Here is a 24387-nt window from a genome sequence, read left to right on the forward strand (position 1 = left end):
ATTTCTTGCTTAGTGTGAGTAGGGGTAAAGCTTCCAATAGGCCTTGATCAACCGCCATCGCCGGGCCAGCCCGTCAGGCTCGAAGATCAGGAATAGGATGATGGCGGCGCCGATCGCCATCTCGCGCAGGAAGTTCAGCGAGTTGCCGAGGTTCAGCGCCCGGTCCAGCGCACCGCCCTGCAGCGCCTGCGCCGCGCTCTGCACCGCTTCGGGCATCAGCACCATGAAGGCCGCGCCCATCAGCGAGCCCATGACCGAACCCAACCCACCGATGATGACCATGGCGAGGAACTGGATGGAGAAGAGGATGTTGAATGCCTCGACGCTCACGAACAGGATGTAGTGCGCGTAGAGCGCGCCACCGATGCCCGCGTAGAAGGAGGCGATGCCGAAAGACAGGGTGCGGTAATAGGCGAGGTTGATCCCCATCACCTCCGCCGAAAGATAGTGGTCTCGCACGGCGACCAGGGCACGCCCGTCCCGCGACCGCATGAGGTTCGCGGCCATCACGTACATGATCACGGCCCAGGCGAGCACGACGTAGAAATACGTCTCCTCGCGGTCGAAGCGGAAGCCGAAGAGCGAAAAATTCTCGGTCACCTGCCCCGCGACCCCGCCAGAGAACCACCGGGCACGGGCAAAGAAGTCCTCCAGGATGAACTGTGCCGCCAGCGTCGCGATGGCGAGGTAGAGACCCTTCAGTCGAGCGGCCGGCAGGCCGAAGACGAGGCCGACAAACGCGGTGACAATGCCCGCCAGTGGAATGGCCAGCGCCACCGGAACGCCCAGCTTCGCGAAACCGGCCGACGCGAACGCGCCAAAGCCGAAAAAGGCCGCGTGGCCGATGGAGATCTGTCCCGTGAAACCGACCAGGATGTTGAGGCCCAGCGCCGCGATGCCGAGGAAGCCGATCTGGATCAGCAATGACAGCTCGTATCGCCCGAACACAAGCGGCGCGAGGCAGAGCAGCGCCAACCCGATCCAGAGCGCGATACGCGAGTTGCGCGTGGGAAAGATTGTCATGTCCGCGGCATAGGAGGTGCGAAAATCGCCGCTCGGAAGCTGGCTGGCCGCCGCCATGGCTCAGACCCGCTCGATATTGCGCGTGCCGAACAGGCCGTATGGCTTGATCAGCAGGATCAGCACCAGCGCATAGAAGGGGGCGATGTTGATCATGTTGCCCCAGTTCAGCCACTGCGCGTCGAGGTACTGCGCCAGGTTCTCCAGCACGCCGACGATGATTCCGCCGAGCATGGCGCCCACAATGGAATCCAGCCCGCCGAGGATGACGGCCGGGAAGACCTTGATGCCATAGAACGACAAGCCGGAGGACACGCCGGACACCACGCCGACAACCACACCGGCCACGGCCGAGACGACGGCGCTGATCGCCCAGGACATGGCAAAGACTTTGGGCACCGACACGCCAAGCGACTGCGCGACCTGTTGGTCGAAGGCCGTCGCGCGCATGGCGAGCCCGTGCTTCGAGAAGGTGAAGAACCACCAGAAGCCCAGCATGATGAATACCGAAAGGCCGAGCGAGAGCAGGTAGACGCTTTGTACCTCGAGCCCGAGCAACGAGACGCGGTCCGCAGCGAAGATGGGCGGGAATGGCTGGGCGAAGACACCGAACATCCACTTCATCAGCGCCTGGAAGAAGATGGACAACCCCACCGTCGCCATGATGACGGAGATCACGGGCTCACCGATCAAAGGCCGCAGCACCGTGACTTGCAGCACGATCCCGAAGATCGTCATGAAGGCGAGGCACATGGGAAAGGCCAGCCAGAAGGGAAGCTGCATGTGCGTGATGAGCCACCAGCAGGCCCAGGCACCGACCAGCAGGAACTCGCCCTGGGCGAAGTTCACAACCTGCGAGGCCTTGTAGATCAGCACGAAGGACATCGCGACAACGCCATAAAGCGCGCCCACGATCAGGCCGTTGATCAGCAGTTGGAAGAGAAGTGCCCATTCCATGTTCAGGCCGCCTTGGCTGGCGCGGCGTCGCCGCGTTGTACCGTCAGGGTGGTGCGAATGCGGCTGCGGCTTCCGTCCTGGAAGGTGATGGTGGTGTCCACCGGGATCTCCCCCTGCCCGCCATAGATGGCTGCGATGATGTCGCCATACTTCTGATTGATGACACCGCGCCGCACCTTGCGCGTGCGCGTCAGCTCCTCGTCATCCGCGTCGAGCTCCTTGTAGAGCAGCACGAAGTCGCGGATGCGCTGCGCTTCCGGCAGGGTCGCGTTCACCTTCGCGACCTCCTCGGCGATCAGCGTTTGCACCTGCTGTCGCGCCGAAAGGTCCGTGTAGGTGGTGAAGGCGATACGGTTCCGCTCAGCCCATTTGCTGACGATAGGGAAGCGGATGCAGATCATCGCCGCGAGGTGAGGTCGTCCGTCCCCCAGCACCACCGCTTCCGCCACATAGGGCGAGAACTTGAGCTTGTTCTCGATGTACTGCGGCGAGAAGCGCGTGCCAGTGCTGGTCGTGGCGATGTCCTTGATTCGGTCGATCACGACGAGCCGGCCCTTGGCATCGAAATACCCGGCGTCGCCGGTATGCAGCCAGCCATCACGCAGGTCCGGCGTTTCGGCCACGCCGAAATAGCCGGTGAACATGTGCGGATGCCGCGTGACGATCTCGCCGACCCCGTTGGCGTCCGGGTCATTCACGCGGAGTTCGATCTGCTCGTTGAACGGGGTGCCCACGGTCTCGAAATCTGCTCGGCCCGGCGCCTGCAACGTATAGGCGCCCAGCGTCTCGGTCTGCCCATAGAGCTGGCGCAACGGCACGCCGAGCGCGAGAAAGAAGCGAAACGTATCGGGGCCGAGCGCGGCGCCACCCGTGGCGGCGGAGCGTAGGTTGGTGAAGCCCAGCCGGTCGCGCAGGGCACGGAAAAGGATGCCATCCGCGACGGCCGACCGCCCTCCTTTCTCCAAGGCCTGGAGCCCGAGATTCATGCCGAGATCGAACATTCGGCGCTTCAACGGGCTTGCGTCCATCACGCGCGCGCGCACCTCCGCCGCCAGCGCTTCCCAGGTGCGCGGCGCGAAAAGGACGAAGGTGGGGCCGATTTCGCGGAAATCGGCCATGGTGGTCTCCGGCTCCTCCACGAAGTTGACCTTCATGCGGGAGATGAGGTTCCAGCCGACCGCATAGATCTGCTCCATGATCCAGGGCAGCGGCAGCACCGAAACATACTCGTCCTGGGGGCCTTTGGGGTCAGCGGCGAGGTAGGCTTCACAATGGCGTATCAGTGCGCTCGAGGTGAGTTGCGCCAGCTTGGGCCGCGCAGTCGTGCCCGAGGTAGTGCAGAGAATGGCAACATCCTCACCACGTGTCGCCTGCACCAGCGCGGCATACTCGCGCTCTGGCCGTTCCGCCCCGCGGCGCAACAGCTCCTCGGCACTGACGAGGCGCGGATCCTCCAGCTTGCGCATCCCGCGTGGGTCGGTGAAGACAATGTGCCGCAGGCCCGGCAGGCGGTCGCCGATGCTGAGCAGCTTGTCCACCTGCTCTTCATCCTCAGCGAAAACCACGGAGGCGCCGGTGAAGGCCAGGAGGAACTCAACCTCCTCCTCCATGGAATCGCGGTAGATGCCGATGGTGCGGCATCCCAGCGCGTGCGCTGCCACCTCGCCCATCACCCAGTCCGGTCGGTTGTCGCCGATCAGCCCGACCGCGTCGCCGCCGCGGATGCCGAGTGATGCCAGCCCCAAGGCGAAGCCGCGGACGCGCGCCTGGTAATCGGCCCAGGTGAAGGAGCGCCAGATGCCCAGGTGCTTCTCGCGCAGTGCGATCTCGTTCGCATGGCGAGCGGCATTGCGGGCGAGGAGGCGCGGAAGCGTGTCATCGGTCATCCCGCGGTCTCCGGCTCCGGAGTCTCCTCCACCTCGCCCAGATAGGCCCGGCGGACATGCGAGTCTGCCATCACCTCCTCCGGCAGGCCTTCCGCGATCCTGCGTCCGAAATCCAGCACCATGACGCGGTGGGAGATATCCATGACCACCCCCATGTCGTGCTCGATCATCAGCACGGTCATGCCCCATTCCTGGTTCAGGTCGAGAATGAAGCGGGCCATGTCCTCCTTCTCCTCGAGGTTCATGCCCGCCATCGGCTCGTCCAGCAGGATCAGCTTGGGGCGCAACGCGACGGCGCGCGCCAGTTCCACCCGCTTGCGGAGCCCGTAGGAAAGCGTCCCGGCGGGGGCCTTCCGGACATGCTGAATCTCGAGGAAGTCGATGATCTCCTCGACCTCCCGCCGGTGCGCCAACTCCTCCTGCCGCGCGCCGCCGAGCCAGTGGACCATGCCTCGGATGAAGCCGGACTTCATCAGGTGATGACGCCCGACCATGATGTTGTCGAGCACGGTCATGTGACCGAACAGGGCGAGGTTCTGGAAGGTCCTGCCTAGCCCCAAGGCCGCGCGGCGGCTGGTCGGCAGGCGGGTGATGTCCCTCCCCTCGAACAGAATGCGCCCCTCGGTCGGCCGGTAGCGGCCCGAGACGCAGTTCACCATGGAGGTCTTGCCGGCGCCGTTCGGGCCGATGATGGAAAACACCTCGCCCGCCTGGATGGCAAAGGACACGTCGGTGAGCGCGCGAACGCCACCGAATCGGAGCGACACGCGGTCCGCCTCCAGGATCGTGCTTCCCGGCATTCTTCCTCCCTGTATGGGCGGAAGGCTAGTCGGGAGGGTGGCCGGTCCGCAAGCGCATTGCATCGGCGCGCATTTGCGCTGCGAGCGGGGGGTCATCCGTCGCGATCGCGTCCAGGGCAAGCTCCGGCGACAGGGCGTGGCGCAAGGTGGGGGCGTGGTTCGCGCCCCAGACCGAAAGCCGCAGACCGACCCCATGAACCGCCCGCGCCAGATCGACATCCACGGCCTCGACCGGCAGGCCAAGCTCGGTGGCGCCGACGGCGCGGCAGGCGGCAATCAGGTCCTCGGCACGGCTGGCGCGGCGCCGCCTCCCATCCACCAGCAGGACGTACTGTGCGAACCCGCCCAATTCAGCCAACTCGGCGAGGGTCGCGGGCTCGAAGGACATCACCACCGTGGCCGCCCGCTCGCCCACGGCATGGGCGGCCGCGCGCGCCAGCCCTGGATAGGGCGCGCCGGTCGTGTCGCTCTTGATCTCCAACCGCAGGATTTTCCTGCCTGCCGCGATTGCCTGCGCCGCCTCGCGCAGATGGGGAATGGCCTCGCCGCCCGTCCCCTTCACCCGAAGACGCTGGAGCGCCGCCCAGTCGAGTGCGGAAACAGGCCCGGAGCCATCCGTCATCCGGTCCAACGTAGCGTCGTGCATGACGACCGGCTCACCATCGCGCGACATGTGGATGTCGATCTCCACCTGCTCGGCCTCGAAGGCACGGGCAGCGCGAATGGCGGAGAGGCTGTTCTCCGGCCAGAGGAAGGCGCCGCCACGATGGCTGGCGAGTTCGGGAGTAGGCATGATCGGCGTGTCGCGCCGCCCAACCGGCCCCGTCAAGCCTCCGCCAGTGCGCGTCGCAGGGCGGCGGCAAGGTTCCGGCCGAAGCGTGCGGCATCCATGAGCGGGGACGCCGCCATCCGTGTCTGCAGCCCGGCCCGCAGCCCCGCGAGGACATTCAGGTCCCCTGCCTTGGACAGGGCGAGGCGGACATAGGCATCGCAGTCCCAGGCGGCCCAATCCTGCAGGCCAAGAATGGTCAGATGCGACAAGGCATGGCGTCCGGCGAAATGGGTGCCCGCCAGAGTGATGACCGGAACGCCCATCCACAGGGACTCGCAGACGGTCAGCCCGCCCGAATAGGGAAATGCGTCAAGGCTCACATCCACCTCGCCGTATGCGGCGAGGAGGCGGTCGGGGGGAGGGGTCCGTGAAGCTCCAACCGGTCGGTCGGGATGTCATCCTCAGCACAAGGCGGCGAAAGTCGTCGCGCGTCGGTGCATCGCCCAACGCGTGGGTCCGCAGCACGAGGCGCGCCCTCGGCAATGACCGAAGGATCTGCCCCCAGGCCCGCCGAGCGCGGCGCGTCACCTTCTGAAGGTTGTTGAAGCATCCGAAGGTGACGTACCCGCGCGTCAGGGCCGGCAGGGTCGTGATGGGGGGCGCGCGTAGGGGGGCGGCGTGTAGCACACATAGCCGTCGGGCAGGCGAAGCAGCTGTTCGGTGTAGTGGGGCTCAAATCCCGCAGGGGTCTCCCGTGCGTCGGTGAGCATCCAGGCCACGCCCGGCACACCTGTCGTAGCCGACTGCGCGCCCACCCACTTCACCGCGACCGGCGCAGGACGGTGCCGCAAGCAGGAGACCCGGCCGCCCTCACCGTGCCCTCCCATCTCGAGTAGGAGGTCGAGGTCGCGCGCACGGAGCCATTCTGCGAGATCATGGTCCGTCAGTCCGGCCGGCACATCACGCCATTCCGCCGCAAGGGCACGGAAGCGCCGATCGAGCGGATCCTCGAAGCCGCGTTGGGAGCAGACAATCAGGTCGAACCCCTCCTCCGGTAGCCGCTCGAGGCCAGCCAGGGTGAGCCAACCGACTGGGTGTCGCCCCAGCCCGGGGGACAGGATGCTCATGCGGGTGCGCCCCTCGGTTTCTCGGGACCGGTGCCGTCGGGCACCAGCGGTGGCAAACCTTCGATGCAGGGATCGGGCATGACCCGCCAGGATCGCCGCATCCCCCTCACCTTCCGCGTATGGCTCGATTGTCGCGAGGAGTTGAAGATCCTGCATGTCCCCTTCGGGCAAGGGGACCACGCAGGTCGAACCGACCCATCCTTTCCGAAGCCCGGCTGGAGCCGGCAGCCCATTCCTGCCAGCGCTTCGGCCATCCGCGCCGCTGTGGACGCAAGGGCAGCGCGGCGATGCGGCCATTCGTCCAGTGCAGCAAGGGCGACGGCGGCATGATACTCGCTGAGCTTCGCATTTAGCCCTGAAACCTCTGCAGTCCGGGACCCGAAGAAGCCGAAATTCGCCGTGCGCTTGATGCGACGAGCGAGATCGGGATCGGTGGTGGCGACGAACCCCCCTCCCCAGCCCCCACGGCCTTGGTCGCATGCAGGCTCACCACGGCGGGGCTACAACCGGCGGAGAGTCCATCGAAAGCGGCAGCAGCATCGACCACGACGGGGATACCCGTTTGCTGCGTGAAAGCGTCCCAAGGGCCAGGATCGACCGGCAATCCGAATGGCGCCACGACCAGCACGGCGGCCACGGAGATTTCCTCCTGGCTCGCACGGGCGGCACGGATCGCGTCGCGCACCTGCCCGGGTTCCAGCGCCCATCGCTCCTCACCGACGTCGAGGAAGGCGGGCTGGAGGCCGGCGACGATCGCGGCGTGGGCACTCGCCACAAAACTCCAGGAGGGCATCAGGCACAGGCCTCGCCGGGCCTCGAGAGGGCGATCCTCCAGCACTGCGCGCAAGGCGCAGACCAATCCATCGGTGGCGGAGGAGACGGACACGACATGGCCGCTGCAATGCACGGCGAGCCGCACTTCTAGCTCCGCGTTCAAGGGGCCCCAATTCGCGTAGACCCGCGCGGCGTCGATTCGGCGCAGATAGGGCAGCAGCGCATCGACGTGCGGCAGCAGCGGGCGCGCCACCGGAATGGGTGGGAGCGCGCCCTCGACCGTCAGGAGGGACGGCGCCACCCGGCTGCAGGAGAGCGCCGGCCGTGGCAGCAAGGTTGGCCGGATTCCCGGCTCCAGAATGGACGAGGCGCTCACCATCAGCGTGCTTCCCGGATTTCGCTTCCGGGAAGATGCCTGCGCGGCCCATAAGGCCGGGTTAACGCCGCCAGGTCAGATGTCAGATATCGGCATAGACGTGGGTCTCGGAGCGCGCCCCGGGCTGGGTCACCGCCCCGTGGCGCGCCGGCCCGACGGTCTGCGCGTATTTCCAGAGGGCGCCGCTGTTGTAGTCATGCGGGCGAGGCTTCCAGTCCGCCCGGCGCTTTGACAGTTCCTCCTCCGAGAGCGCCACGTCGATCGTGCCCTTCTCCGCGTCGATTACGATCCGGTCGCCGTTGCGCAGCATGCCGATCGGGCCGCCCACCGCCGCCTCTGGCCCCACATGGCCGATGCAGAAGCCGCGCGTGGCGCCGGAGAAGCGGCCATCGGTAATCAGCGCCACCTTGTCGCCCATCCCCTGGCCGTAAAGGGCGCTGGTCGTGCTCAGCATCTCGCGCATGCCGGGCCCTCCTTTGGGGCCCTCGTAGCGGATGACGATGACGTCGCCGGGCTTGTAAGCGCGCGCCTCGACGGCAGCGAAGGCGTCCTCCTCGCAGTCGAAGCAAAGTGCCGTCCCCTCGAAGCGCAGCTTCTCCATGCCGGCGATCTTCACGATCGCACCATCAGGCGCGAGATTGCCGAAGAGCGAGACGACCCCCCCGATCTTGCTGATGGGGTTGGAGACCGGGCGCACCACGTCCTGGTCCTGCGGGAAGGTGACCTTCGCGTGGTTCTCGGCCAAGGTCTTGCCGGTGGCGGTGATGCAATCGCCATGCAGCAGCCCACCGTCCAGCAGCGCCTTGATGATGACCGGCACGCCGCCGATCCGGTGCACGTCGAGCGCGACGTAGCGTCCACCGGGCTTGAGGTCGGCGATGTGCGGCGTGTCGCGCATCAGCCGCGCCACTTCCTCCAGCGGGAAGTCTATGCCGGCTTCGTGCGCAATCGCCGGCAGGTGCAGCGCAGCATTGGTCGAGCCGCCCGTCGCGCCGACGATGCGCGCCGCATTCTCCAGCGCCTTGCGCGTCACGATGTCGCGCGGACGCAAATTGTTGCGGATGAGGTCCACCACCTGCCGGCCGGATTCCAGTGCCCACACGTCGCGATCCTCGTCCGGCGCTGGGGCGCCGGCGGAGTTCGGTAGGGCGAGGCCCATGACCTCGCTGATGCAGGCCATGGTGTTGGCGGTAAACTGCCCGCCGCAGGCGCCGGCGCCGGGGCAGGCATGCTGCTCCAGTTCTTCCAGCTCCTCGTCGCTCATGCGGCCGGCGGCGTGGGTGCCCACGGCCTCGAACACGTCCAGCACCGTGACATCGCGGCCGCGGTGGTGCCCGGGACGAATCGAGCCGCCATACATGAAGACGGCGGGCACGTTCAGGCGCAGCATGGCCATCATCACGCCAGGCAGCGACTTGTCGCACCCGGCGAGACCCACGATCGCGTCATAGCAATGGCCGCGCATGGTGAGTTCGATCGAATCCGCGATCACCTCGCGCGAGACAAGCGACGACTTCATCCCCTGGTGCCCCATCGCGATGCCGTCCGTCACCGTGATGGTGGTGAACTCGCGCGGCGCCGCGCCCGCCTCACGCACGCCCTGCTTCACGGACTGCGCTTGGCGGCTGAGGGCGATGTTGCAGGGCGCGGCCTCGTTCCAGCAGGTCGCAACGCCGACGAGAGGGGCGTTGATCTCCTCCTTCGTCATGCCCATCGCGTAGTAGTAGGAGCGGTGCGGCGCGCGCTCCGGGCCGACGCTGACGTGGCGGCTCGGAAGCTTGGACTTGTCCCATTGGGTCATGGCTTGGGCGTTTCCTCGGCTTTCTGGGTCAGCTTGCGATGCGCGACAGGGCGGCGTCCAGGCGGAGCAACTCGGCCTCGGCTTCGGCCAGCCTTTCCTCCGTCTCGGCGATCACGCTTTCCTCAGCCTTCGCGCGGAAGCCAGGATTGCCAAGCTTCTTCGCGAGCTTGTCGCGCTCGCTCTCGGCCTTCGTACGATCCCGGCTGAGGCGCGTGCGCTCGGCGGCAAGGTCCACGACCCCCGTGAGCGGAAGGAACAGCGACAACTCGCCCGCCGCCGCGCTGGCACCGGGCCCGGCACCCTCCGCTGCATCGGCGACGAATTGCGGGGCCTCCACCCGTGCGAGACGCATGATCTGCGCCGTGAAGGCCGCGAGGTCCTGCGCGGCCGACATGGACCCAGAGACTCGTAGCGGCAGCGCCGCTCCGGCCGGCACGTTCAGCGCCGCACGCGCCGAGCGGATCGCGCCGATCGCCGCGATGGCGAGGTCGATCCCCTCCCCTTCCGCATCGGTCAGCACGGCGCGCGGCCATTCGGTCGTGGTGAGGGAGACCGCCTTGCCGTAGCCAAGCTGCTCCCAGAGTTCAGCCGTCACGAAGGGCATGACCGGGTGCAGCAGGCGCAGGATCACACCGAGGACGTGCTGGGCTGCGCCGCGAACCTCATCCTTTTCCGGTCCGTCGGGGCCGTTCAGCACCGGCTTCGCGAACTCGATGAACCAGTCGCAATAGCTGTTCCAGGTGAAGCCGTAGAGGGCGGCGGCGTAGTCGTCGAAGCGGAAGCGCTCAAGCGACTCCGTCGCCGCGGCGATGGCGGCCGAGGACTTGCCGAGCAGCCAGCGCGCCAGGGGCGTCCGCACCGTGGCCGGGTTGAACTCCGGATTGGGGCTGACGCCGTTCATCTCCAGGAAGCGCGCGGCATTCCACAGCTTGGTCGCGAACGCCCTGTAGCCGTCCAACCGCTGCGGATCGAGCTTGATGTCGCGGCCCGGCGAGGCCAGGGCGCAGAGAGTGAAGCGCACCGCATCCGCGCCGTGCTGGTCGATCAGGTCGAGGGGGTCCATGACGTTCCCCTTCGACTTGGACATCTTCTGCCCCTTCGCGTCGCGCACGAGACCGTGGATCACCACGTCGCGGAACGGCACTTCCTTCATGAAGTGCAGCCCCATCATCATCATCCGGGCCACCCAGAAGAAGATGATGTCGAAGCCTGTCACCAGCACGTCGGTCGGATAGTGCTTTCGAAGCTCCGCCGTGTCCCCGGGCCAACCAAGGGTGGAGAAGGGCCAGAGGGCGCTGCTGAACCAAGTATCCAGCACGTCCGCGTCGCGGCGCAGTTCCACCGGCTCGCCGTAGTGCGCCTGGGCGGCTTCCAGCGCCTCCGCCTCGCTGCGCTTCACGAAGACGGTGCCGTCTGGGCCATACCAGGCCGGGATGCGGTGGCCCCACCACAATTGCCGAGAGATGCACCAAGGCTGAATGTCGCGCATCCAGGCAAAGAACAGGTTCTCGTACTGGCGCGGCACGAAGCGGGTACGGCCGGTCTCCACCGCCTCGATGGCGGGCTTCGCCAAGGTGGCGGCATCGCAATACCACTGCAGGGTCAGGCGCGGCTCGATTGGCACGCCGGAGCGGTCGCCATGCGGCACCTGGTGCGGGTGCGGCTCCGCCTGGACCAGCAGGCCCTGCGCATCGAGTTCCGCGATGATGCGCTGGCGCGCCTCGAAGCGGTCCATGCCTTCCAGGGAGCGCAGGAAGGGCGACGGCTGCTCGATCTCGGCAAGAGTGACGCGGGCACTCTCGTCCAGCACGCTCGGCATGGCGAGTTCGTGCCGGCGCCCCACTTCGTAGTCGTTGAAGTCGTGGGCGGGAGTGATCTTCACCGCGCCCGTGCCCTTCTCCGGGTCGGAATAGGCGTCCGCGACGATCGGAATGCGCCGGCCGACCAGCGGCAGGATGACATGACGGCCCACCAGCGCGGCGAAGCGCTCATCCTCCGGATGAACGGCGACGGCGGTGTCGGCCAGCATGGTCTCGGGGCGCGTGGTGGCAACCTCGATATGGCCGCCGCCCTCCACCGGGTAGCGGAGCGTCCAGATCGTGCCCTTCACCTCCCGGCTTTCCACCTCGAGGTCGGAGATGGCGGTCTGAAACACCGGGTCCCAGTTCACGAGGCGCGTGTCGCGATAGATCAGCCCTTCCTCATGCAGGCGCACGAAGACCTCCAGCACGGCCTGGGACAGGCCCTCATCCATGGTGAAGCGCTCGCGCGGCCAGTCGAGGCTGGCGCCCAGGCGACGAAGCTGGCGGGTGATGGTGCCGCCGCTCTCGGCCTTCCACTGCCAGACGCGCTCCAGGAACTCCTCTCGCCCCATCTCGCGCCGGCCGGGCTGCTGCGTCTTGGCGAGGAGGCGCTCGACGACCATCTGGGTGGCGATGCCGGCATGGTCCGTGCCCGGCATCCATAGCGCGTCGCTTCCCTGCATGCGGCGGAAGCGCACCAGCACGTCCTGCAGCGTGTTGTTCAGCGCATGGCCGATGTGCAGGCTGCCCGTGACGTTGGGCGGGGGGATGACGACGGTGAAGGGCGGGCGGTCCCGCGCGGGGTCGGCGCCGAAGACGCCGGTGGCCTCGGCCTCGGCATAGAGGCGCGATTCGATGGCGGAGGGGTCGAAAGCCTTGGGGAGCATGGGCGCAACTTCCGCGCCCCACGCTTCCCGTCAAGCCCAGTTAAGCCTCAGCCCTGCCGGGACATCACCCGTTCGATCTCCTGGCGGACCAGGCGCTCGACGATCGCGGGCAGATGCGTGTCGAGCCATTCCTTCAGGACGGGTCGGATTTCCTCCCGGACCAGCTCCTCGATCGTGGGGCCGCCGCGGGTGACGACCGTGGCCCGCTCCTGCGCCACGGCGCGCGACAACTGTCCGAGGGCGGCCGCCGCCGCCGCCGCCGCGGCCGGGGCGATGAGCGATTGGTTCTCGGGAGTCGGATCGGGCATGGGGGTCGGCTCGGGCTCCGGGGCAGCCGCGGCGGATGCGGGCGCGGGCAGTTCGGCGAGGGGGACGGGCTCCGGCGAGACGAGCGGAGGCTCGCGCGCCCCCGCCGGGAATGAGCCCTCCGGCCGGGTGATCATCATGTCCGGCGTGAGCAGGAGGGGCTCCGGCTCCGTCACGGGGATCGGTCCGGCTGGAGGCTCGTCCTCGTTCAGGATCTTTCGGATGGACGCCAGGATATCGTCCATCGTGGGCTCTGGCTGCGCAGGCCCGCTTCCGCTCACCGCCGCACCGCCGCGACCGAGTAGTCGCCGATGCCCACCCAGCGGTCGCGCACCGCATTGTAGTACTGGCGCATGTCGTAAAGCTCGACCGGCAGCCCGAGATCCTGAGCCGTCAAACGCCCGACGGAAGCGGCCAGGTTGTAGGAGCCGGTCACGACCGTGGACAAGGCATTCACTAGGCTGGTGCGCGCGTTCAGCAATTCCTGCTCGGCGTTCAGCACGTCCAGCGTGGTGCGGCTGCCGACGATCGCCTCGCGCTGGACGCCGTCCAACGCGATCTCGGCGGCACGGATCTGCGAGCGCACGCTTTCCACCGTGGCTCGGGCCGAGCGAAGCTGCTCCCAGCTTTGGGCTGCCTGCTGCGCCACGGCGCGGCGCGCCTCATCCACCTGGGAGATGGCCTGCTGCGCCGTCTGGCGCGCCTGGCGGACCAGGGCGTGCTCGGCGCCGCCCTGATAGAGGGGCACGTTGAGGTTCAGCGTCGCCTGCCCGCCGGTCTGGCGCGTGCCGCGCAGCTGCGAGTTGTCCTGCCGGAAGGCCTGGGCCGTTGCGGAAACCTGAGGGAGCAGGGTGGAAATCTGCACGTCCACCGCGTCGCGCGCGGAGGCCGCATTGAAAAGGGCCGCGACCACGTTCGGGTTGTTGGCAATGGCCGCGGCCTGGGCATCGCCGGCCGAGCGCACCGGCACCTGCAGGGGTTGTGGGTTGGTCAGCCGGCCCGGCGGCTCTCCCACGACGCGCTGATAGGTCGCGCGGGCGATCTGGAGATTGCCTTCCGCCTGGGTGCGGGACGACCGCGCTCCGGCCAAGCGGCTCTCGGCCTGTGCCACGTCGGTGCGGGTGATCTCGCCGACGCGGAACCGTTCATTGGTGGCCTGGAGCTGGCGGCCCAGCACCTGCTCGTTGTTGATGTTGAGACGCAGGAGCTCGGCGTTCTGGATCACGCCGATATAGGCGTTCACGCCGTCGCTCAGGATCTGCTGCTCGGTCGCGAAGAGCCGGGCGCGCTGGGCCAGGACCTGGTTCTCCGCCTGGCGGGTCTGGGCGACGGTGCGGCCGCCGCGGAAAATCGGCTGCGTGACGGTGCCCGTGACGCTGGCCGGCGAGCGGTCGATCCGACTGACGACACCGCCTTGCCCGGTGTTCCGCACATCCGTGGCGCCGTAGGAGCCGCCGATGACCACGGTGGGTCGCCAGCCGGCAAGGGCCTGGGGAACGTTCTCGTCCACCGCGCGAAGCTGGGCGCGGGCAGCAAGCAGGGTCGGATTGTTGTTGTAGGCCTGGGCCAGGGCTTCCTGCAGCGTCTGGGCACTGGCAGGCGCCACCGCGAGCAGCATAGCGGCGGCGAGGCCGTAACGGAACGGGCTGGAACGCATCCGCATGGAACTCCGAGCGTCTTGGGAAGGAGAATAGCGGGTGGCGTCGCCCGGCGCCACCGCGAGGGTCAGAACCGGAATCCGGCCGATTCCGCGAAGGCAGGCAGCAGGGGCGCCGGAGCCTCGAAAACCGGCAACTCGCTCACTGTCCCGCCAACGCGACGGAATAGGCAGACTTGGCCCATCATGCCGGGACGCGCGCGGACCAGGATCGCCCGACCGCCCTCGCCCAGCTGGGACCAGAGGGTTTCTGGCACACGCTGGACTGCGCCCTCGATCAGTAGGATGCGGAACGGCGCACCTTCTGGCCAGCCGCGTGCGGGGTCGCCGACATGCAGGCTCGGCCGGTTGCCGTGCAGGGCGAACTCGAGCGCGCTCTGGCCGAGCGACACCAGCGGCTGCTCCTCTTCCACCGCCGTCACGACGAGGCCCATCCGTGCGAGGATTGCCGCGCCGTAGCCGCTTCCAGCCCCGAGAACCAGCGCCCGCTCTCCGGGCTGGGGCAGGACTGTCTGGATCATGCGCGCCAGAACCATGGGCTGGAGCATGAAACGCCCCGGTGCGAGGGGCGTCGATTCGTCCGCGTAGGCGCGGGTCGCCATGGATGAAGGCAGAAAGCGTTCGCGCGGGACCTCGCCCATCGCCTGGACCAGCAAGGGGTCCGTGACCGCGTTGGGCGTGATCTGGCCAAGCACCATCATGCGGCGCGCCGCCTCATGATCCTGAACCATTGCCGCCGGGAGCGTCATCGCCTGCCTGCCTTTCCGTTGGCGGGACTTATACGGGGCGCCGGGCGGGGCGGAAAGCCGGCGCGCCTTGACCGGAAGGCCCCGCTGCCCGATACCGGGCCCGCGCTTGGGGTCCGGTGGCCGAGTGGTCAGGCAAGGGTCTGCAAAACCCTCTACAGCGGTTCGATTCCGCTCCGGACCTCCACAGCGCAGGTAGTGTTTCCGGGGCGGTTGCAGGGCGGGAAGCCCTCTGCTATTCGCCCCGCACCGCGATGTTCCGGCGTGGCGCAGCGGTAGCGCAGCGGACTGTTAATCCGTTGGTCGTTGGTTCGAATCCAACCGCCGGAGCCATCGGTCGAGCTTTTCTGCGGCTTTACGGAGCAATAAGCCGCCAGCCCACAACTCGGCCCACAAAAGAGCGTCGGCTGCCTTTCTGTAAGCGTTGCCCGGTGCACGCTTAGCGCCGCATCTCATCCTTCGGCACCGCCTTAAGCCAGTGCGGCAGGCGCTGCTCGATCACCCGAAGATCCACCAATGGCGTGATGGTGTTCGGTGCCCCGAACTGCTGCCCGTTTGAGGGGGTGCCCGGCCATACTCAGCTGACAAACCGCGCTGACCTTGTTGCAGTGGATCTCAGCGTCCCCGGTAGCGGTAGCGCGGCCCGTCTTCGGCGCCCACCTGTCCGCTCAGTTCAAGGTCATCGGGCATGCCGCCTGCTACCATTTGGCGCGGTCGTGACACAGCCTCAGCCGTTAGTTCCAACGTAGGGCATTTGCGAGGTGCGGCAGGCACCACACGGTTTCCCGTGCGGCGCCTGATCAAGCGTGCAGTCGTTCCCCAGGAGCGAGGCTGCCCGTCAGTCGACCTTGCGCGCACGCTGTGGCCGCACAGCGATGAGGCCCGCGAGGCCTATCCCCAGTAGCGCGAGCGAGGCAGGGGCAGGCACGGCAACAGCGGCCAAGGCATTCGGGCCGTTGCCGTTCCGCACGTGGCTCGCGGTGAAGTAGCCCGTGAACTGGCAGGAGCCAGTCGAGTAGCAATATCCACCGCCGTAGTCCGAGTTGAAGTGACCCTTGACGGTGCCGTCCGCGGCGATTTCCATGAAGGTGTCCGACCTTTGGTCATTGTAGAGGATGTAACCGGTGGGAAACAGCTTCCCAGGCGAACTCTTCAAAAGGAGGTGATAATAGTACAATCCGCTCGACTGGGGGATGCGAAGGAAGTCATCCATATTAGCGCTGATGGACGCCCACGGGTTCAGTCGTGTGGCGGTCGTGAACTGGATATCGACCAGTCCCTTCGCTGAGTTGTCCCACGGAGTATCCGTGTTCAGGTCGATCGTCCGCCCGGTCCGGACAAAATTGTCCGCGAGGCGGAAGGACCCAAAGGTGTTGAGATCACCTGACGGGATCGTCCACGGCGGATCGCCCACCCCGGGGTTCTCGGGGTACGTCCCTCCATTGCCATACGTAGCCCCGGTCTGGACGAAGCTGTAAATCCAATCTGCCTGAGCAGCGGCTGGTGTCAGTAGTCCGATGGCGGCGAGACAGACTGCCGCGAAGCATTTCGAAGGGAAGCGCATTATCGAGTGTTTCCTGCTTATGCGCCGGAATGATCACGGAGCAGCTGCGCCCATTCAACCGTATAACGTGGCGTCGATATTAAGCCTTGTCCATTATTCCACCTAGAATTGAAAGGTTCGGTCGAGAGGAGCTCAGAGCCCAGCCTCGTTGATCCTCTGTATCGATACATTACAAGAGATTGCAGCACGCGGCCCGCTTGGCTTTGCGTATTGAGCAGCCTCGCCGAACGCCGTCTCTCGCTCTTCGGCGCGGCCTTGAGCCAGTGCGGCACGCGCTGCTCGATCACCGACAGATCCCCAAGTAAGTGGTGGTCTTCGGCCCTCCGAGCTGATGCCGTAGAACGGGCGACCTTCCATCCGCAGCCCGCAAACGGCGCCCACCTTGTTGCCATAGATCTCGGCCCTTCGAGCTGTTTCGTCATCTCTTCGAGCGGGGCTACTCAGGCTGGTTCCTCTGGCAGGGCGAACCCGTGCCGGTCGAAGCCTTCTCCCCCGAGACGCACCAGCAGCCCGACCGACTTGGCGGCTACGCCCACAGCTTCATGTTCAAGGCCAGCCCAGACTGGCCGTTGCGCTGAGCCCTCACCTCTGAGCGAGCGGCTTTCTTTCATGAGAGGGCTTGCATATACCTTTCCGAGCAATGGTAGCGTCCTTCCGTTAAAAATTCGGGAGGAAATCATGATCCGAAGACTGGGCCAGCGGGTCGCGCTGGGATTGCTGCTGCTTGCCTCCGCTGGCGCGGCGCAGGCGGCGCCCGCCACCGTCAACTTCAACTTCAGCGCCGCCTACACCGGGCAGGTGGATGGCAGCGTCCCGACGCGGAACACGATGCACGGGCAGATCACCGTCACGGTGGCGGCCTTCAACAAAGGCTTCGACTTCCGGTTCAACAACTCGGACGCCTACGCGAACCCGGATGGCAGCATCTTCCGGACGACGCCGCTGGTGGATGAGACGGATGGGCTGCTGGGCTTCCGCGTCACCTTCAACGGCGGCGAGATGTTCTCGGGCAACTTTGTGGATCTGGCCTATCTGCGGGATGTCCAGATCGGCCGGAACGACACCCTCCAGACCAAAGCCTTCAGCCTCCAGGGCAGCGCCAAGACGGGCCTTACGGGCTCGTTCCACTTCAATGATGACAACCACATGCCCTATGGCAAGATCCTGGGCGTGAACCTCGCCTTCAGCGGGTGGGGCTTCTCCGGCGATGCCGTTGCCATCGGGACGGGCTGCGACGCGGCTTTCGACCCCTGCCTATTCTCCGGCCCGATTACCGCGGCCATGGCCGTGCCCGCGCCCGGCGGCGTCGCCCTGCTGGCCCTCGGCGTGCTGGGCCTCGGCCTCGTCCGGCGCGGTCAGGCCAGCGCCTGAAGGACCGAAGCCCTCGCCGGACTTGGCGGGGGCTTCGTCGTTTCGGGGCTTTATTCCTCCAGCGTCACCGGCATCGGCCCGTTGCGCTCGACCACATCGGGCGGACGCGGATCGCCATGCACCATGATCTGGGCGCCGCGATGCCTGCATTCGGTGCAGTGCATCCGGGCCAGGAACTCTTCGGTAGGCAAGTCGCCCGCCAGACGTGTGGCGCGGCGAATATCCATGGGCACGATGCAATACGCTTCCGGCCCCCCGAGAAAGGCGGGTGCGGCGCAAGCCCTGCTGAGTAAAAATTGTTTACTCCTCTCGTGAAACCTGAACCGGTGTCGACAACCTATGCAAATCCATAAAATTCCCAGGACTACCTTTAGGTATGCGTTTGTTTCCGTTGGAAATAATTTACTGGCACGGCGCTTGCATGTCTTTCAATAGTGCCTGCAACAACGGGTGCACGGCTTGGCTGCACCGGCCAAGCACGGAAAGGAAAGAGATTATGCAGATGCTGAAGCACATGGCCCTGGGCCTTGCCATTCTTGCCGCGCCTGTTGCGGTGAACGCCGCGCCTCTGACGGGTTCCATCGACTTTGGTGGCCTGTTCCGAGGCACGGATGCAAGCGGCAACAATGTCCGCCTCGTGGACGCGGCCGCCATCGACTTTTGCGCCAACATCACCGGCCCCTGCGTCACCGGCGCGGGCGGCAGTTTCCGGGTGGATCAGACCAACCCGAGCGGCAACATGCCCGTCTCGGCTGGGGATACCGGCGCGATCCAGGATTTCAACTTCGCCTCGTTCGCGGGCCCTATCGCCGACTTCTTTACCGTGGGCGGGGTGTCCTTTGACCTGAACTCGATCAACACGACGCAGTTCTCGACCCCGCCCGCAGCGGAGGGTGCGTACGAGACCGACTACCTGCTGATCAATGGCGTCGGCACGCTCCGTGCGGCCGGTTTTGACCCGACTTCTGGCACCTTCACCTTCTCGGGCCAGACGGACGGCGTGAACTTGGTCGGCACCTTCACCTTCTCCGGTGGCTCCGCGGCCCTTCCGGGCCAAGTGCCGGTGCCGGCCCCCGCTGGCCTCGCCTTGCTGGGCGCCGGTCTGCTCGGCCTCGGCTTCGTGCGCCGCAAGGCCGCCTGACACCTTCCTCGTCAGCCAACTCACCGCAGCGCTCCGGTCCCACAACGGCCGGAGCGTTTCTTTTCAGCTGAGGATTTGGTGTTCCGGCGGATGATCTCCACGCCGCCCAGCGGGACCAAGCCTGCTGCCCGAACACTGGGCGGCAGGATGCGCCGCGCGCGCATTAGCTCAGTTGGCCCCGGATCCTTCGATGCACGCTGGCGTCGGGCTTGATCTTGCGGAGGCGCGCGAGCCGACGCTGACCGTTCGGTCGGTAACTAAGCGGCCTCGGCGCTGTTCACCCATACGAGATTGCTTCGATCAGCCCTGGTCGCCAAGGCGGTCGGCAGAGGCGTCCTCCCCCATGGATGGCATTCGCGCGGTCGGCGAGACGAAAACGATCCGGGCAATGCTTCGGGAGGTTGCTGGTGAGGTAGCCGGCGATACCGGAGCCGTAGCCAACGGCAGCGCAAACACCGGTCCCCACGATCTAGAAACATAGGATACCTCGTCATGCAAAACAGAGTTGAAACCGGCCCTTCTGCTGGCTTGGCACCTGCGGCGGTCTTGCCTGAGGGGGCGCCCTCGTTGTCCTCCCGGATTTCCTGGGGTGCCGTCATCGCCGGCGCCGTGGTGGCCGTGACGATCGGCCTCATGTTGAACGCCCTTGGGGCGGGCGTCGGCGCCACCACCGTGGACGCGACAGCGCGCGACACCCCCTCCGCCTCCAGCTTCGGGATCGGCGCGGCGATCTGGGTGCTGATCTCAAACTTGATCGGCCTCGCGGTGGGTGCCTACGTGGCCGCTCGCCTGTCCGGCACCTCGGACAACACGGACGGCACGCTGCATGGGTTGGCCGTGTGGGGTACGACCTTCCTGATCTCGGCGGTCCTGCTCGGCAACCTTGTGGCCGGCATCGCCTCGACAGCGGCCACGAGCGCGTCGAGTGTCTTGGGCGGCGTCGTCCGGGGCGCCGGTTCGGCGGCCTCCGCAGCGAGCAACGTTGCCGGCCCGGGGGGCTTGCAGAGCGCGACCCAGGGGATGGTGGACCGCGTCCAGCGTGCTCTGAGTGGCGGCGGCTCCCCGGCCTCCATGACCTCGGATCAGCGCAATGCCGAGATGGCCACTCTTGCCACGCGGTGGGTGACCGATGGCCGGATGACCGCCAGCGACCGAGAGCGACTGAACGCTTTGGTGGCAGCCGAGTACAACATTCCGGTTCAGGAAGCGCAGCAGCGGGTGCAGCAGGCGGAGCAGCAGGCTGCCGAGGCCGTACGTCGCGCTGAGGAGACGGCACGCCAAGCGGCCGACACCGCGGCCTCAGGCGCGGCGACGGCGGGGTTTGCGATCTTCGGCATCATGCTGCTCGGCGCGCTGGCAGCGGTCTTCGGCGCGCGTCGCGGAACACGTGACGTGCTTCTGGTGCGAGGCACCGGCAACGTCCGCTGACATCTGACATTGGCGGGCAACCACTCAGGTTGCCTGCCGCCCGAGACGTCAGCGTCGGTTCAAGGCGGCCTCCCGAACCCCCCGGAGCCGCAGTGGAACCCTCTGGCCCCTCACAAAAGGATGGTCTCCACGCGGGTGCCGGGCGCGGCGCTGTCGAGGGTCACGTCACCTCCAAAGGCTCGCGGGGGCCGGTAGTCGCAGGGGATCTCGGCGCCCCGGTAGCGGTAGCGCGGCCCGCCCTCAGGTCCCATCTGCTCGAACATTCCAGTTTGCGCATCATTCCGCCTCGTTGGACGTCCGAGCGTCAGCTGGCGGTGCAGCCTCCTTCCCGTCACACTCCTCCTGCAAATCTCGCAGGATAGCGGCCGCTGCTTCGGCCTCGTCTTCGTACTCGCGACCGTGGGGGAGCAGCAGCCGACCGTCGGTCATTTCAATCAGCGTGATCTCGTTGGACGCGATCTCTTCAAGGAGAACCGCTTGGGGGGGAGCCCCCGATGCCGATGGGATCCGCCATGCGACGATTGGTAACCACCTTGCGGACATGTCCTGCTCCGTCGGGCGTGCCATACAGTCCACCACAGTAATCACGAGCGCGCGCTCCCCCGCGGCTGCGGAAATGGTTTGGCTCGTTAGAAATTCCTCACGGAACTCATGCCGGTCAGCAGTGTACTGGCGGCCGCCAACTGTGGAGACGGCCCATTCCATCAACGCACCAGCCGAGAACTGAGGCTCATCCCGCTGGGTCGCGTAAACCGGACGGATCGCCTCGACCTGGGCTAGGCTGACGAAGACCCCCTCCTTGCAGCGAATGAACATCGAAAGGCCCTCGCTCCCATGGTGGGGCCCAGCTATCCCGATCAGCGGCGGGTTTGGCTAGTGCGACGAGAGTGCGGGTCCGATCTTGGGGTAGATCTGAATGGCTGTGCAGGCTCCGGCTGGCCTGGCCCTGCTGGGCGCCGGCCTGCTCGCCTTAGTCTCGTGCGCCGCAAGGCTGCCTGACACCTTCTGCGTCAGCACACACAAGTCAGCGCTCCGGTCCCACAAGGGCCAGAGCGCTTTCTTTCAGCTCAAGGTTTTGTTCCCCGCTCCGGAGTGGCCCGTCCGCCAGGCACTGCTGGCGGGGAAACCTTTCGGGCGGGAAGCATTATTCCTCTTGTCCCTGCTCCTCCGCTCAGAAGAGCGGTGCCGGGGATGCAAGTCCCCGGGTACGCCCCGGGCCGAGGCCGCAACCCACCTACCTTCCTGAGGCTTCGAGAAGCCCCGCCACGCATCGGCGGGGCTTCATCGTTTGGGGGGTACTACTCCGCAACTCTCGGACAAGCGGACGCTTGAGGAGCCATGCCCGCTTCTTTTTCCTTGTGCGCGACGGAAGCGACCTGATGCAGGATCCGGAGGGGACAGACCTCCCCGACGTTGAGGTAGCGCGCAAGGCGGCCATTCCCGCAGCCCGCGGCATACTCGCCGAAGGCATCCGGCGCGATGGCAAGCTTGGCAGCCAGGAGTTCGAGATCACCGACGAAGCCGGGGCGGTGGTGGCGACGGTTCCGTTTCGGAGCGTGATCGAAGCATTGTGAGCGGGCCGGCCGCCTGCTGACCCTGACGGCCACCCCTCAAAGCTGAAGGACGTGCCGCCGGCCTTCGTGGCACAGATGCCCGCGCTTGGAGTTCCAGTGCCTTTGAAACACCTCCACGGCTTCCCTGGCCGCCCAACCCCTCCCGCAGCGGAGGTTCAGGGCTGCCCCTCCGAGCAGCGCCCGCCTTCACGCTTGAGCCGTCCCACGGCCACACCCATCGCCACCAGGGCTTTCAGGATCGCGGCGGGAAGGACTGGCTTGACCAGCAGGAGCAGCGGTCCATCGCCCTCCGCGTTGAGGCCAGCAGCCCCCTCGGGGGGCGGGGTTCCCGTCACCACCACGACCGGAAGGCGTGGCCACGTCCGCCGCAATCGGCGAATGAGTTCCTCCCCTCGCATGTGTGGCATGTTTAGGTCGGTCACGAGCACATCAAACCCCACGCCTTGCTCCGCTTGTTCGAGCGCCTTTCTGCCATTCGGAGCCCAGACCACCTCGCATCCGCACGCTTCCAGCTCGTCTTGGAAAAACAAAGCAAGGAGGGCCTCGTCCTCCGCAAGCAACACCCTGACCATGGTCGCTTCGAGCCTTTGTTTCCTGAGCAAGTTCGAGCGGGTGTTCTCGGTTTCGGTTCCTGTTTTCAGACCTGGCTCATCTCCGGGAAGGTGACGATGACGGCCGTTCCCTCGCCGCCATGTCGGGGTCCGACAGTCACGCTGCCGTCGACCTGCCGCGCCAGCGTTTGGATCAGCTGCAGCCCCAGCGAGCCCTCGCGCTTCGCCTGCGGCAGGCCCACGCCGTCATCCTCGACCGAAAGCCGCATGCGCCCGCCACCCTGTGCCCGCAGCTGCACCCGCACCTGCCCTTGGCGCCCGTCCGGGAAGGCATGCTTGAGCGCATTGGTCAGCGCCTCGCCCACGATCAGCCCCAGCGGCAGCACGCGATCCGGGCTCCAGGCCACGTCCTCCTCGGCCTCCACCGCCACGGCAATCCGGCCCGGCGCGGGCACGAAGCTCTTCTCCATGTCGCGGCACAGGCGTCGCAGGTAATCGGAGACGTCAATGCTGTCCGGCGCGGTGCCGTCGTAGGTCAGCAGGGCATGCACCTCGGCCATGCGCCGGATCCGCTCCATGGCGATTTCCAGAGCCGCGCTGCACTCCGGGTCCCGCGCATGCTGGGCCTGCATCGCCAGGAGGCTGAGCCCGAGTTGGAAGGCGTTCTTGGTGCGGTGGTTGATCTCGCGGACCATGAATTCGCGAAAGCGAAGATCCTCCTGCTGCTGCGCCATGGCGTCGCGCAGCACCGCTTCCGTTTGCAGCCGCCGCTCGAGCTCTTCCTGCAGGCGGGCGTTGACCTCGCTCAGCTCGCGCGTGCGCGCCTCGACGCGCCGGTCCAGCGTGGCCGTCATCTCGCGCAACTCATTCTCGCGTTCCACCCGGTCGGTCACGTCCAGGAAGGAGGCGAAGTGCCGCACCACCACCCCGTCTTCGGCCATGGGGGAAACAAACGCCTTCACCCAGATCGTGCGGCCATTCTTGGTGCGGAACTGGATTTCCTCGGCGATGGTCTCGCGGGCGTTCATGGCAGCCCCGACCCGCTGAGCCATATCAGGCTCTGCAGCATCGGGCATGAGGAAGAGGTAGTTCTGACCGAGTACCTCGTCGGGTCCGTAGCCGCACAGGTCCAGGAAGGCGCCGTTGGCGTAGATGATGGGGTTGCCCGTGACCTGAGGGTCGGTGACCACCATCGGCATGCGTGTGGCCTCGACGGCCTCGACGAACGGCCCGCCCTGGGCTTGGAGGGCTCTCATGTCGCGCTCGGCAGGGGCTTGGCCCTGCCGATCACGGTCTTGTTTCTCGATTGGCATGTCGGCCGACCTTCCGATGTTATCCATCTGCGCGGAAAGGTGAGCCGATGGGTTCTGTTGCAGGCCGCCAGTGGCACGCTTCGCGGCCGATGGCCAAGGCTGCCGACCACATGTCCTGCCATGCTGGGCGATCCGCTCAGGACCGTCGAGGTAAATCTCTGGCGGGGTCACGGTGAAGTCGCCTGGTCGGCTTTCTGCCAATCTCAGATGTTCGCATCTGGCGTGGCCACAATCCGAGGTTAGGTCCGTAACACCCTCTACCCCGGTGACACCGAGCAAGAGGGAGCGTCATCGCCAGGCATTCTCCGCTGCCACGCGTACCATCTCCACCACGCGCACTCGTAGTCGTGGTGGCAGGCGCACCGCCGCAGCACCGTAGGCATCGGCAGGACATCGCACCTCCCACCGCCCGCGCCGAAGCCGCGCAAAGCCAAAGGTCACGATCGCCGGCCCCAGGCGCACGTCCACCAGCACCAGGGGCGTCCGGCGGTCCTCCGGTCCCAGCCGCACACCCACTACGGTCGGGTCATCCTC

General features: G+C 66.6%; 23 protein-coding genes, 2 tRNA genes and 1 pseudogene. 6 read left to right on the forward strand and 20 right to left on the reverse strand.

Annotated elements, in window-relative coordinates; genetic code table 11:
• Nucleotides 1–9 precede the first annotated feature (9 nt).
• The 13 genes and pseudogenes from OF850_RS03590 to OF850_RS03650 all read right to left on the reverse strand — a co-directional run bounded on the left by OF850_RS03590 (nt 10) and on the right by OF850_RS03650 (nt 14914).
• Entirely contained in the window at nt 10–1023 is a 1014-nt protein-coding gene (locus tag OF850_RS03590) for a branched-chain amino acid ABC transporter permease (protein WP_456313631.1), read from the reverse strand.
• 60 nt (nt 1024–1083) lie between these two features.
• Nucleotides 1084–1977, reverse strand: a complete 894-nt coding sequence (locus OF850_RS03595; RefSeq protein ID WP_301588382.1) for a branched-chain amino acid ABC transporter permease — start codon at nt 1975–1977, stop codon at nt 1084–1086.
• A gap of 2 nt (nt 1978–1979) precedes the next feature.
• Nucleotides 1980–3863, reverse strand: a complete 1884-nt coding sequence (locus OF850_RS03600; protein ID WP_301588383.1) for an AMP-binding protein — start codon at nt 3861–3863, stop codon at nt 1980–1982.
• The gene (locus OF850_RS03605) at nt 3860–4663 is read right to left on the reverse strand and encodes an ABC transporter ATP-binding protein (RefSeq protein WP_301588385.1); all 804 of its coding nucleotides are present in this window, start codon (nt 4661–4663) and stop codon (nt 3860–3862) included. Before OF850_RS03605 ends, OF850_RS03600 begins: the two co-directional genes overlap by 4 nt.
• A gap of 25 nt (nt 4664–4688) precedes the next feature.
• Nucleotides 4689–5492: a glycerophosphodiester phosphodiesterase gene (locus OF850_RS03610; protein ID WP_301588387.1), complete on the reverse strand. Its 804-nt coding sequence runs from the start codon at nt 5490–5492 to the stop codon at nt 4689–4691.
• A complete protein-coding gene (locus tag OF850_RS03615) occupies nt 5489–5815 on the reverse strand; it encodes an O-linked N-acetylglucosamine transferase family protein (RefSeq protein ID WP_301588392.1) in 327 nt (108 codons plus the stop codon). The genes OF850_RS03610 and OF850_RS03615 overlap by 4 nt, the downstream gene beginning before the upstream one ends.
• 252 nt (nt 5816–6067) lie before the next feature.
• Nucleotides 6068–6655 (reverse strand): O-linked N-acetylglucosamine transferase family protein, encoded by a 588-nt coding sequence (locus tag OF850_RS03620; protein WP_368044674.1) that lies wholly within the window; start codon nt 6653–6655, stop codon nt 6068–6070.
• Nucleotides 6559–7715 (reverse strand): annotated as a pseudogene (locus OF850_RS03625) (DegT/DnrJ/EryC1/StrS family aminotransferase). The gene OF850_RS03620 and the pseudogene OF850_RS03625 overlap by 97 nt, the downstream one beginning before the upstream one ends.
• A gap of 79 nt (nt 7716–7794) precedes the next feature.
• Nucleotides 7795–9513 (reverse strand): dihydroxy-acid dehydratase, encoded by a 1719-nt coding sequence (gene ilvD / locus OF850_RS03630; RefSeq protein WP_301588397.1) that lies wholly within the window; start codon nt 9511–9513, stop codon nt 7795–7797.
• Between the two features lie 28 nt (nt 9514–9541).
• Nucleotides 9542–12202 (reverse strand): valine--tRNA ligase, encoded by a 2661-nt coding sequence (locus OF850_RS03635; protein ID WP_301588399.1) that lies wholly within the window; start codon nt 12200–12202, stop codon nt 9542–9544.
• 47 nt (nt 12203–12249) lie between these two features.
• Nucleotides 12250–12753, reverse strand: coding sequence for a DUF2497 domain-containing protein (locus OF850_RS03640; RefSeq protein WP_301588401.1), 504 nt, complete (start codon nt 12751–12753; stop codon nt 12250–12252).
• A gap of 32 nt (nt 12754–12785) precedes the next feature.
• A complete protein-coding gene (locus tag OF850_RS03645; protein WP_301588403.1) occupies nt 12786–14171 on the reverse strand; it encodes a TolC family outer membrane protein in 1386 nt (461 codons plus the stop codon).
• A gap of 62 nt (nt 14172–14233) precedes the next feature.
• A complete protein-coding gene (locus OF850_RS03650; protein WP_301588405.1) occupies nt 14234–14914 on the reverse strand; it encodes a protein-L-isoaspartate O-methyltransferase family protein in 681 nt (226 codons plus the stop codon).
• A gap of 110 nt (nt 14915–15024) precedes the next feature.
• Here OF850_RS03650 and OF850_RS03655 point away from each other — a divergent pair.
• Both OF850_RS03655 and OF850_RS03660 read left to right on the forward strand, forming a co-directional pair.
• Nucleotides 15025–15098, forward strand: a tRNA-Cys gene (locus OF850_RS03655).
• Between the two features lie 71 nt (nt 15099–15169).
• Nucleotides 15170–15244, forward strand: a tRNA-Asn gene (locus tag OF850_RS03660).
• Nucleotides 15245–15749: 505 nt separating this feature from the next.
• Here the strand turns inward: OF850_RS03660 and OF850_RS03665 are convergent.
• Nucleotides 15750–16475: a PEP-CTERM sorting domain-containing protein gene (locus tag OF850_RS03665; protein ID WP_301588407.1), complete on the reverse strand. Its 726-nt coding sequence runs from the start codon at nt 16473–16475 to the stop codon at nt 15750–15752.
• 678 nt (nt 16476–17153) lie between these two features.
• On the opposite strand from OF850_RS03665, the gene OF850_RS03670 reads away from it, so the two are divergent.
• Nucleotides 17154–17846 (forward strand): hypothetical protein, encoded by a 693-nt coding sequence (locus OF850_RS03670; protein WP_301588409.1) that lies wholly within the window; start codon nt 17154–17156, stop codon nt 17844–17846.
• Between the two features lie 50 nt (nt 17847–17896).
• On the opposite strand, the gene OF850_RS03675 is transcribed toward OF850_RS03670, so the two are convergent.
• Entirely contained in the window at nt 17897–18073 is a 177-nt protein-coding gene (locus OF850_RS03675; protein ID WP_301588410.1) for a hypothetical protein, read from the reverse strand.
• 269 nt (nt 18074–18342) lie between these two features.
• Here OF850_RS03675 and OF850_RS03680 point away from each other — a divergent pair, with 269 nt between their 5' ends.
• Both OF850_RS03680 and OF850_RS03685 read left to right on the forward strand, forming a co-directional pair.
• Nucleotides 18343–18987 carry a PEP-CTERM sorting domain-containing protein gene (locus OF850_RS03680; protein ID WP_301588412.1) on the forward strand — a complete coding sequence of 215 codons (645 nt, stop codon included), beginning with the start codon at nt 18343–18345 and terminating at the stop codon, nt 18985–18987.
• A 567-nt stretch (nt 18988–19554) separates the two neighbouring features.
• Complete coding sequence (locus tag OF850_RS03685) at nt 19555–20415, forward strand: hypothetical protein (protein ID WP_301588414.1); 861 nt, start codon at nt 19555–19557, stop codon at nt 20413–20415.
• 110 nt (nt 20416–20525) lie between these two features.
• Here OF850_RS03685 and OF850_RS03690 read toward each other — a convergent pair whose 3' ends face one another.
• Together OF850_RS03690 and OF850_RS03695 are read right to left on the reverse strand one after the other, a co-directional pair.
• A complete protein-coding gene (locus OF850_RS03690) occupies nt 20526–20678 on the reverse strand; it encodes a hypothetical protein (protein WP_301588416.1) in 153 nt (50 codons plus the stop codon).
• Nucleotides 20679–20691: 13 nt separating this feature from the next.
• Nucleotides 20692–21231 carry a hypothetical protein gene (locus tag OF850_RS03695; RefSeq protein ID WP_301588418.1) on the reverse strand — a complete coding sequence of 180 codons (540 nt, stop codon included), beginning with the start codon at nt 21229–21231 and terminating at the stop codon, nt 20692–20694.
• 512 nt (nt 21232–21743) lie between these two features.
• Here OF850_RS03695 and OF850_RS03700 point away from each other — a divergent pair.
• The gene (locus tag OF850_RS03700; RefSeq protein ID WP_408906454.1) at nt 21744–21989 is read left to right on the forward strand and encodes a DUF6894 family protein; all 246 of its coding nucleotides are present in this window, start codon (nt 21744–21746) and stop codon (nt 21987–21989) included.
• 155 nt (nt 21990–22144) lie between these two features.
• Here the strand turns inward: OF850_RS03700 and OF850_RS03705 are convergent, their stop codons facing one another.
• The 3 genes from OF850_RS03705 to OF850_RS03715 form a co-directional block, all read right to left on the reverse strand.
• A complete protein-coding gene (locus tag OF850_RS03705) occupies nt 22145–22561 on the reverse strand; it encodes a response regulator (protein ID WP_301588420.1) in 417 nt (138 codons plus the stop codon).
• A 65-nt stretch (nt 22562–22626) separates the two neighbouring features.
• Nucleotides 22627–24132 (reverse strand): PAS domain S-box protein, encoded by a 1506-nt coding sequence (locus OF850_RS03710; protein ID WP_301588421.1) that lies wholly within the window; start codon nt 24130–24132, stop codon nt 22627–22629.
• Nucleotides 24133–24141: 9 nt separating this feature from the next.
• Nucleotides 24142–24369 (reverse strand): hypothetical protein, encoded by a 228-nt coding sequence (locus OF850_RS03715; RefSeq protein ID WP_301588422.1) that lies wholly within the window; start codon nt 24367–24369, stop codon nt 24142–24144.
• Between the last annotated feature and the right edge of the window lie 18 nt (nt 24370–24387).

The sequence above is a fragment of the Sabulicella glaciei genome, from assembly GCF_026183895.1.
Lineage (GTDB): Bacteria > Pseudomonadota > Alphaproteobacteria > Acetobacterales > Acetobacteraceae > Roseococcus > Roseococcus glaciei.

Excerpts from the sequence above, each read along its gene's own strand:
- OF850_RS03590 (WP_456313631.1), bottom strand. The coding sequence starts at position 1,023 with ATGACAATCTTTCCCACGCGCAACTCGCGTATCGCGCTCTGGATCGGG.
- OF850_RS03595 (WP_301588382.1), bottom strand. The coding sequence starts at position 1,977 with ATGGAATGGGCACTTCTCTTCCAACTGCTGATCAACGGCCTGATCGTG.
- OF850_RS03600 (WP_301588383.1), bottom strand. The coding sequence starts at position 3,863 with ATGACCGATGACACGCTTCCGCGCCTCCTCGCCCGCAATGCCGCTCGC.
- OF850_RS03605 (WP_301588385.1), bottom strand. The coding sequence starts at position 4,663 with ATGCCGGGAAGCACGATCCTGGAGGCGGACCGCGTGTCGCTCCGATTC.
- ilvD (WP_301588397.1), bottom strand. The coding sequence starts at position 9,513 with ATGACCCAATGGGACAAGTCCAAGCTTCCGAGCCGCCACGTCAGCGTC.
- OF850_RS03635 (WP_301588399.1), bottom strand. The coding sequence starts at position 12,202 with ATGCTCCCCAAGGCTTTCGACCCCTCCGCCATCGAATCGCGCCTCTAT.
- OF850_RS03640 (WP_301588401.1), bottom strand. The coding sequence starts at position 12,753 with ATGGACGATATCCTGGCGTCCATCCGAAAGATCCTGAACGAGGACGAG.
- OF850_RS03645 (WP_301588403.1), bottom strand. The coding sequence starts at position 14,171 with ATGCGGATGCGTTCCAGCCCGTTCCGTTACGGCCTCGCCGCCGCTATG.
- OF850_RS03650 (WP_301588405.1), bottom strand. The coding sequence starts at position 14,914 with ATGACGCTCCCGGCGGCAATGGTTCAGGATCATGAGGCGGCGCGCCGC.
- OF850_RS03665 (WP_301588407.1), bottom strand. The coding sequence starts at position 16,475 with ATGCGCTTCCCTTCGAAATGCTTCGCGGCAGTCTGTCTCGCCGCCATC.
- OF850_RS03670 (WP_301588409.1), top strand. The coding sequence starts at position 17,154 with ATGATCCGAAGACTGGGCCAGCGGGTCGCGCTGGGATTGCTGCTGCTT.
- OF850_RS03675 (WP_301588410.1), bottom strand. The coding sequence starts at position 18,073 with ATGGATATTCGCCGCGCCACACGTCTGGCGGGCGACTTGCCTACCGAA.
- OF850_RS03680 (WP_301588412.1), top strand. The coding sequence starts at position 18,343 with ATGCAGATGCTGAAGCACATGGCCCTGGGCCTTGCCATTCTTGCCGCG.
- OF850_RS03690 (WP_301588416.1), bottom strand. The coding sequence starts at position 20,678 with ATGTTCGAGCAGATGGGACCTGAGGGCGGGCCGCGCTACCGCTACCGG.
- OF850_RS03695 (WP_301588418.1), bottom strand. The coding sequence starts at position 21,231 with ATGTTCATTCGCTGCAAGGAGGGGGTCTTCGTCAGCCTAGCCCAGGTC.
- OF850_RS03705 (WP_301588420.1), bottom strand. The coding sequence starts at position 22,561 with ATGGTCAGGGTGTTGCTTGCGGAGGACGAGGCCCTCCTTGCTTTGTTT.